Genomic DNA, 12,792 nt, shown 5'->3' on the forward strand with positions numbered 1-12,792 from the left:
GGGAATCCGTTATGACAGGGTCAATGCGCGGGCGGGATCGAGCACGGTCAGCTCCGCCTGCAGTTCGGCGATGCGCCGCGCGAGCGCCGGCTTGTCGGCATCCTTCCGGTTGCTCATCGCCTTCAGTGCTTTCATCAGTTGCTGCTTGACATCGAACGTCAGCGCCGGCTCCCAGCGCATCAGCGGCAGCGACCGGGCAGACGCGTCAAGTTCGGCCAGCAGCGCGAGCGACGTATCGGGCCGGCCGGCATGATCGGCCAGACGAGCCATCACGAACCGCTGCAAGTAGCGATGGCGGTCGGTCTTCATGCCCGGAAGCGTTTCGAGCCATGCGAAGGCCGTCTCGATGCCATCGCGCGCGGCCAGTTCGCGAGCCTGGGTTTCGATCTCCGGCCAGTCGCCGGCGGCATCGCTTTCGCTATCGGCGGAAACCGGCAACGCCGTAACCGTCTCGCCTGCCTCCAGGTCGCGCACGACCGCGTGCCGGGCAATCCATTCGAGCGTCGTGTCGTCGGAAAACGGCGTGCCGTCGCTGAATGCCAGCCGCTCGATGCCCGGCAGTCGTTCGAGAAACAGCGCAAAGTCGGCGCGCAGCAGTTCGCGCCACGCGCTGTACGGCGTGCCGACATGATCGAGCGCGACGTGCTGGAAGTACTGCAGGTCGAACCACAGGTGATTCACGCCTTCCATGAACGCACCTTCGACCCGCTCGAGCAATTCGTGCCAATGCTTCTGCAGCACGAGACGCTTCATCTGCTGGCGCAATTCGGCGCGCGGCGGCGCCAGACGCGTATGCAACGCGGCATCCGACGGCGGCACGTCATGCAACGTGTCCCAGCGAACGCTGCGCACGACGCGCACCGACGGCAAGTAGCCGTTTTCCCGCTCCCGCAACCACGCCGCCATCGAACGTGCCTGATCGAGCAGGTCGCGCGTCGACGCGATCGCCCCGTTCGACGCAGGAACCGGCGCAGTCCTTTGCGGCGGGATCGCGCCCGGATTCGCGCCGCGAGCCGGTTCCTCCTTGCGCTCGAAACGGGCAACCAGCGGCTGCAGATTCGGGCGCGCGGCTTCCGGCCAGTTTCCCGTTCGTTCGACGAGCACGTCGAGTGCAGCAAGCGCACGTTCGAGATCGGCCGGCGCGAAGTCGCCGCGGCTGTCCAGCGTCTCGATCATGCGCGAAGTCGCCAGCATTTCCAGCGCCGCCCGCTTCGCCTCGGCCCGCGCGGGCAGCACGGCCTCGCCGAACCGGTCGACGAGCGCAGCAGCCAGCTCGAGTCCGTCGCTAAAGCCAGCCGGACCGTCCTGCCGCAATCTCGCAAACGCGTAGTAGCCGACCAGACGCAGATCCTTCCCGGTTTCCTTGAGCAACTGCTCGCAGGTGCGGACGATCCGCGCGTCGTCGATTCCCGACAGCTTGTTTGCCTCGTCCTTCAGTTCGAAGAACGCATCCTCGTAACCGGGATCGCGGCCGCATGCTTGCTCCCCGGGTATCGGGACCAGCCATGCGGCCCAGGTAGCCCGTCGGGACGCCTGCAGCGAATCGACGCGAGGACCGCCGACGAGTGTCTTGACGAAATTGGCAAGCGTCATGGCAGGTCCCGGAATGCAAATGCGTCACCCAGCAAACGGAGGGCGTGTCCGAACGGTTTGATGGAGGCGTCGGAAGATGCCGAAGCCGTCGCCAGCAAAGACAGCGCCATCCGCGGATCGCTCTTTGGTGGTTTCTCGCCGGTTGCGCTCGGTCGCGCCTCCGCTATCGCGGTCGTCTGACGGGATACCTTTTCGGCCTCCACCGGCATCGCTTCATCCGGCCACGTCATCGCGCCCGGCAGCCCTGGCGGCACTGGCACGGCGGCGTGCCTGGCCGCGTCAATCGCCGCGGCCGGCAACGGCGGCGGACTGGCCGTCGACACCTTCGGCCCGGCGCTCGCCGCCCCGGTCATGAAAATCCGTGCAGGCAGCACGAAGTTGCGCAACTGGAGAACGTCGAGCGGGCCCGCGCCCGCGTCGCTGCGCAGTTGCACCTTCAGCGGGATGCCCTGGCTGGTGTCCGGGGTCCAGGTCAGCAGGTAGCGTGCGTTGTCCTGTTGCGTGACCTTCGCGCGCTCGAACAGGCGAATCAGTCCGAATCGCCCCTGCGAATCGAGCGCCGTCCGCAAGCCGCCCTGCTCGGTCTGCCATTCGATATGCGACAGGTTTTCGAGCGACTGGCCGGGCCATTCGAACGGCGTCCATTCCTGCTTCTGGTTGAAGTAGTGCAATTCACGGCCGGACAACACGAATCGCATGTCGGTGACGCCCGGCGTCGGCACCGCCTGCAACTCGTAGCGCACGCGCGCATCGCCGGACGGGAACAGCACCGTGGAAATACGCGTGAGTTTGTTCAATCCGTTCAGGAAGCCGGGATCGATCGTCAGCGCACCGGAATCGGTGCCCTGTGCGGGCACCCAGCGGTCGCCGTGCCGCTCGATGACACCGGCGAGCTGCGTCGTCACGAATTGCGCGATCACACCGCCATCGGGCCGCATGAAGCGCGCCATTTCGGGCAGCGACGCGTCGTTGTCCGAATCCGCGAACGGGTAGCGGCCGCCGAACGACTTGTTCCAGTCGGCCACGATCGCCGCGCGCCAGATCTCGTTCAGGCTCGACGCGGCCGGCTGCACGACGACCTGCCATGCCTGGTCGAACGGCGCGCGGAACAGTGCGCCGAAGCCGGACCATTGCTCGCCGAGGCTCGCGGCGACCCGGCTCGCATAGTCGCGGCTATCGGCGATGTCGGATGTCTTGCCCTGCAACACCGACTGGGCGGCCAGCCGCGCAACCGCATCCGGATCGGCGCTGGAGACAATCTGCGACGTCTTCAGGCGCATGGCCGTGATGCGCTCCAGATATCGGGCGAGGCTCAGGTCGCCTGTCGCGGCCATTTGCGCGGCGGAGGTTTTACCGTTGACCGGTGCACCGGAGACGAGATCGCTGCCGGTCAGACGCAGGATCGGGCCGAACGCGCCCGCCAGCGGCGCGAGCTGCGGCTTGACCTGCTTCGACGGATCCTTTTCGTCCGCACCGACGAGCTGCTGCGCCTTGCTGACCAGCGTGTCGGACAGCGACTGCGCGGTGGCGCCCGTGCCCGCCTGATAGACGATCGCATTCATCAGCGCGACGAGCGGAGAACGTTGCGGATCGCCCAGCAAGGTCAGTTGATCGGCCGTGGCGGAAAGCGTCGGCGCCGGTTGCCAGCGCACGCTGTTGAGGAACTGCGCCCAGGCACGCGCATAGTCGTCGAAATAGCGTTGGCGCAGCTCGTCCTTCAGAGTCGACGAGGACTGGCCGGCGGCCTTGGTATCGGAAAGCACCCAGTCGCTCGACACGTCGTGTTGCTCGCCGGCATCGTCGATGGCCTTGGCGATCCGTTCGTCCCATGCCGCGCGCGTGAATACGCCCGATATGGTCATGGTCGTGTTGAACAAGCCGCGGCTTGTCGCGCTACCTGCACCAGCCTGGGATGCCGCGTCACCCAGCAGCGTGACGAGCGACACCGGCGGGTACTTCGGCGTCGCTTCGTCGAGGATCTGCTGGTAGACCGCGTCCCTCGAATTCTGAATGCCCCGCACACCGATCACCGTCTGGCGGGTTGCTGCGATCAAGGTATTGTCCGGTGCGATTGCCCACGCAGCCGCCGTCGCTTTCGTACCGTGTCCCAGATGATTCGTGAAGAATGTGATCGCTTGTTGCCGCAAGTCCTCCCACCCGCCTGGCGACAACGAAGCGTTGACGGGGCGCGCCGGCATGGACGTCGCGACGAGTTGAGGCGTCAGGAATGCAGCCACCGCGCGCTCCGGCTTCGCGAGCATCAGATAGGTCTTGAGCGTGTCGTATGCGGCCTGTACTTGCGCATCGCCGCCGCTGGCGATTTCTGCGTCGGATAGCGACGCCAGTTGATGCAGTCGGGCCTCGAGCTGCTCGCGAATCGGGCCGACGAGAATGCGGTTCGCCGCATCGGCATAGTGCGGCCAGAGGGCATCGAGCAATGCTTGGTCGCGATTCAGGCCGAAGCGGGCACTCAGCGGTGCCCGGTTGCGCTGGTGGATTTCAAGTGTGTCGATCTGTCGTTCAAGATGGGTAAGCGTCTGCAGGGACTGTGTCGGGTCCCGGGCTTCGTTGAGATTCACGACCGTATCTGCCGCACTTCCTACCGTCGCGCGGTTGACGAAGCCGGACAGCATCGTGCCGGCGAGCCAGCAGCCGGTTACGGCAGTCGCCATCCACGCCGCCGTGGTCGACAACGAAAAGCCGACGCGGCGACCATGAACCTTGCGGCTGTGATCGGCGACGGTTTGCCAGATCGTTCGGTGTTGGGGACCGGTTGGCGAGTCGTCGTCGTTCGTATCGCTTGATAACGGCAGCCCCGGTTCGCGCTCCTTGAACAATGGCGCGAACAGTAGGCCGTAAACCCCTTGTTTCCAGATACGGGATTGGTTAGCTTTCAGCACGAGACCCGTCAACGCAGCGCGCAGATTGCCAATATGCTGCGACAGCTCGAGGGGATAGCGATCGCGTGCGTCTCTGGTGAGGCGTACAACCCCCGTGCCTGCCAGGTCGTAGGTGAGATCCTGCAACGACGAATCGATATCGTCTGCGTTCAGGCTCGCGTTCGACCAGGTAAAGCCGATTGCTTCATCCGGGCTCGACGTCATGCTGCCGAAATCGGTGGCGTCGAGCAGATATGCGGGCGCCGCCCAGCGCAGGGCACGCGCGTGAAGCGCCAGTTGCCGGCTAACGCCATCGACGTCAAACGGTACGTCCGCCGAACTGCGGTTACGTGTCACCGCAACGATCGCATCAATCGGCTGGTACCGGCGCAGGCGGCGGATCTGATCGAGCCATTCCGTCTCGAGCGTGTCGCGGGTTTGCCCGGCGTACAGCAGAATCGTATTGCCGTTGATTACGTACCCCGTGTCGGCAAGTCCCGGTGCCAAGCGCTTCACCAGCGGCAGGTCGCCGGCGACGAGCACCCATCGTTCGCGATAGCGCCAACGCCGGCCGTGACGGTCACGCAGGAGGTTCCGCAGCGCCGTAGCTCTGTCGACTGGCCCCGACGGACCGTCCTGATCGTTGTGGTCGACAGACACTGCACGTTTTCCGGCGTCGTAACGAGCAAACCAACGGGATGCTCTCAGTGAGGCGATCGAAAGCAGCACAAACTCGACGTGCTTGATCAGCAGGATCACGATCAGCAAGCCCACCGCTAGCGAAAGCTCGATGATGATCCGGGTATCTCGCGACCATCCGTGGCGGGGCCCCTCCATCCATACCGCGCTACCGAGCGCAAGGAAGACGATCACTGCCGCGACGCCTATGAAGAGGCCTGCTGGCAGGGTCTTGTTGTCGTTCTTGTTATCGTTCATGTCTGCTTTCTGCACATGAGGGCGATCAGTTCTTCACCTTCGCCACACATTACTAGTTGCGGGTCGCCCGTTGTCCGGGCACTTTCTGCAGCAAGGACAGCAGCCAACCACGGCCCTGCGCCGGAACAGTCGCCCACCGACGTTTCGAGCGAGATCCATCGCGTCTCGTCGGGAAACGACGCGGCTTGCCGAACTGCACTGACTCTGTCGCCGGACAGGCCATGCGTCCACACTGTGCGCAGACAGTCGCGCGAGGTCTGTCCCCAGCGCGCGGCAAGCTCAAGCGTCCGGGCGGCGGTATCGACCGGGCCTCGGGCGGGGCGATGCAATCGCAACCCGGCTGGCATGGCCGATGACTCAAGGCGCGGGTGTCCGACGAGCAGCGCGACACCCACCTCTGCAACGCCATCGGACAGGACGGAACTGATTGCATCGCGAAGCTCAACGGCAACCAGCAGGTGGACCGTATCGACGGCTCGCTTGTCCAGCCACGCGTCCGTTCGGAAGAGCGAAATCGGGTGTTCACCCGATGTGACGTCCACCTTCAATGCAGGCACTCGTTCAGTGAGCACCGCCCGTAGTCCGGTCTCGAAAACCTCGGATTTCAGCCTGGATCGATGATGAAGCTCGATCTGAAGCTTCGTTCTCGGTGGGAGCGTATTGAGCTGTGGCAGGAGGCGGTCTATCAAGCGTTCGAGCAGCCACGTACACACGACATGATGCCGAGCATGTTCAGTGAGTTCGTTACCCGGATGAAAATGCATCTCCGGGATGTCGAGCCAACGTGCATTGACCTCGCTATCCGCAACCGCGCCGCTCGGCCGAAGCTTCGCCAGCTCAGTTCCCGTCAGTATTCGTTCAAGCGAGTTTTCCGAATCGTTCGCGTCGAAGCACCATGCATGGCCGAGTATCGCAAGCGGTCTGCTCGACATCGCGTGACATGACTGCTCGGCGTCATCACTCACGCGGTTGGTCGCAATCGCCTGATTGCGACGGGTGTAGCCATACGCGAGCCACGCGAATAGCAGGAAAGTCCAGACCAGGAAGGGATAACCAACGACACAGAGCCAGAACCACGGCGTATTCGTCAGGCGGTCCGTCGGCCAAAATGTGATCGCCAGCCCGGCCCCGGCCGCCATGACAAGCGCCAGCAGGGGTATCCAGACGATCATTGAGACCCGAGGCGGAGGTGGTACATCCACTCGCGGCGGCACGCGATTGAAATCGACGGGCATCGCTTACCTGACCTGCGCTCCGGTGGACGAGGCAATGAGCACCGCCCCACACCGCGTGTGATCGCCGTCGCGCGATAGCGGCGTGGTGCCATCCTTCATCCTGCCGCTGCCTTCGACGATTTCGTTGTCGCCGTGAATCGGGCACGAGACTTTGTCACCCACACGGGTGGCTCGGCGCTCCTTGACCTTGATGTGATCCGAGCCGGTCGGGGTCTTGCCGCCGTGGCTCGTTGTGTCGCCTTCGTATGCGAGATTTTTCACTATGCCCCCCCTGATTTGATTACCGAGTGCTAATTGACCGGTACGTTTCCCTAGCAATTGATTGATATGCGATTGCACGTATCGATGCATCGTTTTCACACGAAATATTGGAAATTCTCTCCTTCCCTTTATACATCACAATTCCAGAATAAAGCGCCGGACCATCGTCAACCTTAGTGACCTTGTCGTACAAATAGTATGTGTATCCAAGCCAATAAAATCGAATATGCGTTTCCCCACCCCCCGCATAAGGAGCATATGACAAGAAGAAAAAATCTCTCGCATCTTCTTTGCCACCCGGGATCCGCAAGCCCACCTTTCCATCAACTCCACTTCGATAAATCAGGGCTCCACTCTCTTTTGATTTACATAGTGACGAAACAGATTTTTCAAGTTCGCAGTTGAATATTGCCACTTCTTTTGTGGCGCACAATCCTTCGGCGCGCGCGACCACCATCGAAGCAATTCCAATTATTGAAGCCACAACAAATCGATAAATCCTCATAAATTACCCTATCGAAAAATCAAGAAAAGCACCACTTGATTGCAGCGGCCATGCCGATCATTATTTCCAACCAAACAGGCATGACCAGCTGAGCAGTCTTCACATGAGACATTTTCACTTTGCCTTCTTCATCATAAATTGATGCGGCACCAAAATGGCATCTTTAGGAGCATAGAACTCCCCTTCACTTGGATTTCTAACAACATGCCAAATTAGACGCCCACCAACCATTCTCAGGAAAGCCTCTCCATTCTTCGCACCAAAAAATGAATTGAAATTTACGACAGCTGACTTACCATCACCACCAATAACCCCATCAATATTTTGACTTTCTTCGTCATCGCAGTCGATCTTATTTCCGTTTTGCGCGACCGCACAATACTGCCCATAAATTCTCCCCCCCTGTTTTTTTAGATCAATTGAGAACGTCATGGTGCCAGATGAATTACTCCAATCCCACTCACCGACAAAACAATCCATGGGAGACGCATACCCACTGGCCGAAACCACAACGAACACGCACCCTAAAATTAGACCCTTAACCCAACCTACGATATTGATCATTTGTAGCCCAAGCATCTATCAGTTCGTTTTGTCCATCCATCCAAAAATTTATAATTCTTGTTCGGCTTCCCTTTTCTATCGTGTGCAAGGTACGTATAATATTGCTTCCGCACCACTCCGATTTTTTGCACAAGCTCATCTTGATTTTCAATTGAATTAATGCTGTCTATAAATAATTTCGACATCACATTATTGTGCGCAATTTCAACGGAATAATCCGAGGTGAGAAGTTCCTGGATTTTTCTAATGGCTTGGCCAGATGTTATCGTCCAGTCGTATATATTCAGGGCAGTTTTTTCATTTAATATCTTGCAAAAACCGCGAGGCTCCCAGTATCGCTTCAGGTATATCACCTTAGCCTGGTCATCGGTCAGTGCTTTCAGATTTTCCAACGTCGGCTCCACGCCGACATCTTCTTCGGCGTATGCTTTCCAAGTAGCCCACGCGATACCTTTGTTTGTAGCACCTCCAGAGTCATTTGGATCATTCACAAATCCACCCTCGTTGAAAAGAACTATCTTTGATATTTTTTCAAAACGTGTTTTACAGTCACATTCAAGTGTGAAGTTTGCTATGAGTCCAATTGCATTAATATGGCAAACATCCTCACCCGGAAAATCCACAACACCGGCTTTCACATCGGCCCACCACGCGAGCGCTTCGATCCGCTTTTGTTCTGCTCCGTGCTGCAGCTTCGGCCCCGTCTGCTTTTCCAACTCGGCGATCATCTGCTTCCATTTCGACGGATTCGCCCACTCGCTCTCATGCTTGACGATCAACCGAGACGCCGCCTGCATCACCCACGGATATCCACCACGCTCGGTCCGCGACAGCGCGCATAATTCATCAGCCGCTCGCTTACCATCTCCTGCCGTAAACAGAGCGTCATACACCTTAAGCATCAACGGACTGAGCTTCGAACGCGAAGCAAGGTCATCAACATTGGCGCCGCTCGCATAGTCAACCCACGCCTGTGTTGTCGCAAAGATCGTATGCGCCGGATCATGAGCATCCGCAAGGCATTCGAAATCAACCCACTTCTGTGCGAATTCCCGCGTCACACGACCGCCCGGATGGTTGAAGTCGCACACCCAGCCGTCAATCGGCTGACCTTGTGCATTCACACCGTCAACATGCCACCAGTTCACCGGATAACCTGGATCTGGATTCGGACGCGGCTCGGCGACTCGTCGATTCGGGTCCCGCGCCAGTTCGGCAAGCGAATACACCTGAACGGCGCCCGTCTTTCTCGACTGTGGGTCAATACCCGGGACAAATTTTTTCTTGTCTTGAGTACGTTGATACAGCACCGTGCCCGGCGCGATACGCAGGATCGTCGGCTCGGATGGCAGGCCCAGTGCCGCCCAGTCCTCCTTGTTCGGGCCGTGTTGATCGACCCATGCACGTCCTTTTTCGAGGAACGACTGAATGCTGTCATCGCAGAAGACTTCGATGTGCGCCAGCCTGGTTCCGGTCGTGCATTGGTTCAGCGAGTCATAGCGGCCGAGGTGTCCAATCAGGTCTCCTGCCTTGACTGGAATTCCGGACGTATCACCCGGCGTACCTTGGCCCGTCGTCACGACAACCCGATCAAATATCGAATCCTCGACAGTCTCTTCGGCAACCGCACCACCGTTTTCCTGGCCGAGAAAGACCCACTTGCCGATCGCACTCGACGGCTCGACGTATTCACCGGCTTTCTGTGGATACAGTGACGTCTCATGAAGGTCGGTTAGCTGTCCCCACGGCTTTCCATTCTTCGTCTCGATCTTCCCGATGCCGACATTGGCGCCTTGCGGCAGGATCGCGATGGGACTACCGCCTGGAGTCTTGCGAATACGCAGTCCCTGCTGTGCAGGATCGGCAACCTGCCCGCTTCGGCCTGACGCTTGCTTGTCCTGCGCATACTGCGTCACCCGCCATTGCCGCGGCCAATACGACGGCTTTTCCCGCTTCGGGAAGTTGGCGTAGTCTTCCCGGGACATCAGATGCATGTACAAGCTGTAAAACGTCAGCTTCGTGTCCCGTGGGAACTCCATCGTGTGTCGCACCAGCGCAAAGGCCGTGCTATACGGCGCCTCGTAAGGCAATCCGCCATCTGCCGTTGCAACCTCGCTGACCGGATAAGTCTTGTTGGCGCGAAACGCGATCAACATGCCATCGGCAATGCACCGCAATCCCGCATCGAGGTCCAAGGCCTGTCCGGCACCTGCCTCCGTGACATGAATGCCGCCATGCCACATGCCGTTACTGCTCGCGAGATAGGTACCAGACGACTCACGCTCGGCCAGCAATCGATAAATATCGTGCTCGTTGGTGAATCGAGTGGATGCCTCGGACTGACCTTGCCCTTTGCGCAAAAACGGAAACGCAAACGACAATTGCTTCAATCCAGCTTTGGCAGGCTGCGGCGGCGTCGGTGATTTCTTCGGTGCGGCTTTGGTCGCCATGGTCAGGCTTACTCCGAAAATCCGAAATTCAATGCGCTCTTCACGTCGTCGAGCGGCACCGTGGACCAGGTCGGGAATTTGAAACTGCCGCCGGCGGCGTCGTTGACGGTCAAGTTGCCTTTCAATTCGATCTCGCCCGCAGGACTCCCGAGAATGATCCTTCCGCCTGCCAGCTTGATGTAAGCGCCCGCGCCGTCGCCAATCGTGACGCCCTTTCGACCCGTTATCGTGACTTCGCCGTCCGACGAGCTCATCAGCATGTCCTGCATTGCCATCAGTTCCATGCCGTCGCCTTGTGCCTGAATCTGTACCTTGCCCTTTGCTGCGAAGAACCTGATTCCGAACTTTGCCGCAAGGAACGAAATCGCTTCGCCGGCCGCCACCGTCATGCGTTTCATCACGCCAATGTCGAGCCCTTCGCCGGTCGTGACAAACATCTGTTTGCGCGCAGCAATCTGAACGTGCTGCCCACTGGCGATGCCCACACCTTCTGGCGCACTCGCAACAATGACAGGCTTCTGGAGCCGGCTAAGCTTCTGCCCGATCAGCACACGTTGCTGGTTAACCTCAGCCTGGAGTGCCTTGGCCGAGTTTGCGACGTTATTGAGCGAACGCAGAATTTCTTCGGCCTGCGCGAACGTCGCGTCCGCATTCTGCATGGCAAGCTGCTCGCCGGCCGCGCCAGGTTGTGCCTCGGCCGATATGAGCACGCCGTCTGCTGCCCTAATCGACGCGTGACCGGCGGTGGCGAGTTCGGCACCTTTTCCGCGCGCCTTGCGATCGGTGTCCACCATGAAGCCCAGATTCAGCTGGCTTGCCCGAAACGGCGTTGTCAGATGGACATGCTCGTTGCTTTCCTTATCCTCCATCCGCAACTCATTCCGCGCAGCCGTACGAATAAGATTCCGCGTATGGTTCAGGTTGTTGACGAGATCCGGATGCACGCTGTCATGCATCGCCCCGATGATCACCGGCCGATTTGGATCGCCGTCCGTATGGACAATGGCCACCTCCGCCCCATCGATCAGCGGAAAGTGATGCCCGTAGTTGTCGCCGCTATAAGGCTTCGCAAACCGCACAGGCCGGCTCGTCCCACCCGGGCTCCATTCGTCGAGATCGAACGGCAGCTTGATCACGTACCAGCCCTGCTCGGTCAGATACGCGTACTTGTAGTTCCCCGGCGACGTAATCCGCGCCGGCAGAATCCCGTCAACGACCGGCCGCGAAACGGAAGCCATTGGCGTACGCCACACGCGATCCGACGGAATCCCCTCGAACGCCACCCAATATGCGTCACTGCGCCCGCCACGCGACTCGACCGACGTCACGAAAATCCCGTGCTTCGCATCGACCTGACTCGGTTCGACCCGCATCACCTCGCCGGCTTCGAGCCAGAATGGATTGCCCGCCCCCTTGAACGTAATCTGCTCGGCCAGATAGGCTTCGTGCCGCAACCGGGCAACCCGCTTGCCCTCTTCGGGTGTCTCGTAATGCTCGCCCCAGCGATAATCGACGGCGTGCGTCGTCTTGTCGTCGCGCGCCGTGTTTTCCTCGACCAGCAACGACACCTCGGCCTGCCGATGGTTGTAGTCATGCAGCCGCACCGCCTCCGGCACACGCTTCGTCTCGCGCCCGAGTGTCTTGATCGCATCGGCGCCGGCGCTCTCCAGCCCCGAGTCACGTCGATACGGCACCGTGCGCTGCTTGCGCGCATACGCATCCAGATCGTCGCCGAACACGACCACGGCGCGATCCTTCTTCTGCTCCCAGCGAAACCAGATCCCCTCTTCCGCGCAAATGCGCCGGATGAACGCGAACGTCGTCTCGTGATACTGCGTCACGTACTCGCGACGCTTGTACTGCCCGCGTAACTGAAACCTGAAATCGACACCCGCGCGATACCCGTAATGCCGCAGCGTATCGGTCACGATCTCCTCGACCGACTGCTTCTGAAACAGCCGGCTGGTCACACCACGGTCGAGATCGGCCAGCGTCGGCTCGAGCACGACCCGGTAGCGCGTTTCATCCGCCGACGTCTCCAACTCGTCGAACTGCGTGATCACGCCGTGAACCGTATACGCCGCAGGCTTCGCACTGAACTGCGCCGCGTTCTCCCCGAACATCTTCCGCAGGTAATCCATGTTCGGATCGACCGGATCGGCACTGAACTTCGCGGGCCGGCCCAGCACCTGGTCCATCGGAATCCCCGCCGCCGGGCTCGTGAATTCGATCTCGTATCGATAAAGATGGCTCACGCGATCCAGCCCGGTGAACTTCAGGATCGAGAACGGCGCCGGATGCGGCGCCAGCTTCAATTCATAAGCCTGCGTAGGCAAAATCATCGACATGGATACTCCCCGCTGTACGAC

The 12,792-nt window shown here is 60.0% G+C and carries 8 protein-coding genes; all 8 read right to left on the bottom strand.

Annotated elements, in window-relative coordinates:
• Nucleotides 1–9: 9 nt before the first annotated feature.
• The 8 genes from tssA to vgrG all read right to left on the bottom strand — a co-directional run bounded on the left by tssA (nt 10) and on the right by vgrG (nt 12,771).
• Entirely contained in the window at nt 10–1,593 is a 1,584-nt protein-coding gene (gene tssA, locus HWX36_RS30660) for a type VI secretion system protein TssA (RefSeq protein WP_175957595.1), read from the bottom strand.
• On the bottom strand, nt 1,590–5,408 hold the full coding sequence (locus tag HWX36_RS30665; protein WP_175957596.1) for an ImcF-related family protein: 3,819 nt from the start codon (nt 5,406–5,408) through the stop codon (nt 1,590–1,592). The genes tssA and HWX36_RS30665 overlap by 4 nt, the downstream gene beginning before the upstream one ends.
• Complete coding sequence (locus HWX36_RS30670; protein ID WP_244136571.1) at nt 5,405–6,580, bottom strand: hypothetical protein; 1,176 nt, start codon at nt 6,578–6,580, stop codon at nt 5,405–5,407. Before HWX36_RS30670 ends, HWX36_RS30665 begins: the two co-directional genes overlap by 4 nt.
• Nucleotides 6,581–6,646: 66 nt before the next feature.
• The gene (locus HWX36_RS30675) at nt 6,647–6,904 is read right to left on the bottom strand and encodes a PAAR domain-containing protein (protein ID WP_175957598.1); all 258 of its coding nucleotides are present in this window, start codon (nt 6,902–6,904) and stop codon (nt 6,647–6,649) included.
• A gap of 19 nt (nt 6,905–6,923) precedes the next feature.
• Nucleotides 6,924–7,409 (bottom strand): hypothetical protein, encoded by a 486-nt coding sequence (locus HWX36_RS30680; RefSeq protein ID WP_175957599.1) that lies wholly within the window; start codon nt 7,407–7,409, stop codon nt 6,924–6,926.
• Between the two features lie 114 nt (nt 7,410–7,523).
• The gene (locus HWX36_RS30685; protein WP_175957600.1) at nt 7,524–7,988 is read right to left on the bottom strand and encodes a hypothetical protein; all 465 of its coding nucleotides are present in this window, start codon (nt 7,986–7,988) and stop codon (nt 7,524–7,526) included.
• Nucleotides 7,970–10,423, bottom strand: coding sequence for a glycosyl hydrolase 108 family protein (locus tag HWX36_RS30690; protein ID WP_175957601.1), 2,454 nt, complete (start codon nt 10,421–10,423; stop codon nt 7,970–7,972). The genes HWX36_RS30685 and HWX36_RS30690 overlap by 19 nt, the downstream gene beginning before the upstream one ends.
• A gap of 8 nt (nt 10,424–10,431) precedes the next feature.
• On the bottom strand, nt 10,432–12,771 hold the full coding sequence (gene vgrG, locus HWX36_RS30695; RefSeq protein WP_175957602.1) for a type VI secretion system Vgr family protein: 2,340 nt from the start codon (nt 12,769–12,771) through the stop codon (nt 10,432–10,434).
• Nucleotides 12,772–12,792 lie beyond the last annotated feature (21 nt).

Source organism: Burkholderia sp. BCC0405, assembly GCF_902833075.1.
Classification (GTDB): Bacteria; Pseudomonadota; Gammaproteobacteria; order Burkholderiales; family Burkholderiaceae; genus Burkholderia.

Excerpts from the sequence above, each read along its gene's own strand:
- vgrG (WP_175957602.1), bottom strand. The coding sequence starts at position 12,771 with ATGTCGATGATTTTGCCTACGCAGGCTTATGAATTGAAGCTGGCGCCG.
- HWX36_RS30680 (WP_175957599.1), bottom strand. The coding sequence starts at position 7,409 with ATGAGGATTTATCGATTTGTTGTGGCTTCAATAATTGGAATTGCTTCG.
- tssA (WP_175957595.1), bottom strand. The coding sequence starts at position 1,593 with ATGACGCTTGCCAATTTCGTCAAGACACTCGTCGGCGGTCCTCGCGTC.
- HWX36_RS30670 (WP_244136571.1), bottom strand. The coding sequence starts at position 6,580 with ATGATCGTCTGGATACCCCTGCTGGCGCTTGTCATGGCGGCCGGGGCC.
- HWX36_RS30665 (WP_175957596.1), bottom strand. The coding sequence starts at position 5,408 with ATGAACGATAACAAGAACGACAACAAGACCCTGCCAGCAGGCCTCTTC.
- HWX36_RS30685 (WP_175957600.1), bottom strand. The coding sequence starts at position 7,988 with ATGCTTGGGCTACAAATGATCAATATCGTAGGTTGGGTTAAGGGTCTA.
- HWX36_RS30690 (WP_175957601.1), bottom strand. The coding sequence starts at position 10,423 with ATGGCGACCAAAGCCGCACCGAAGAAATCACCGACGCCGCCGCAGCCT.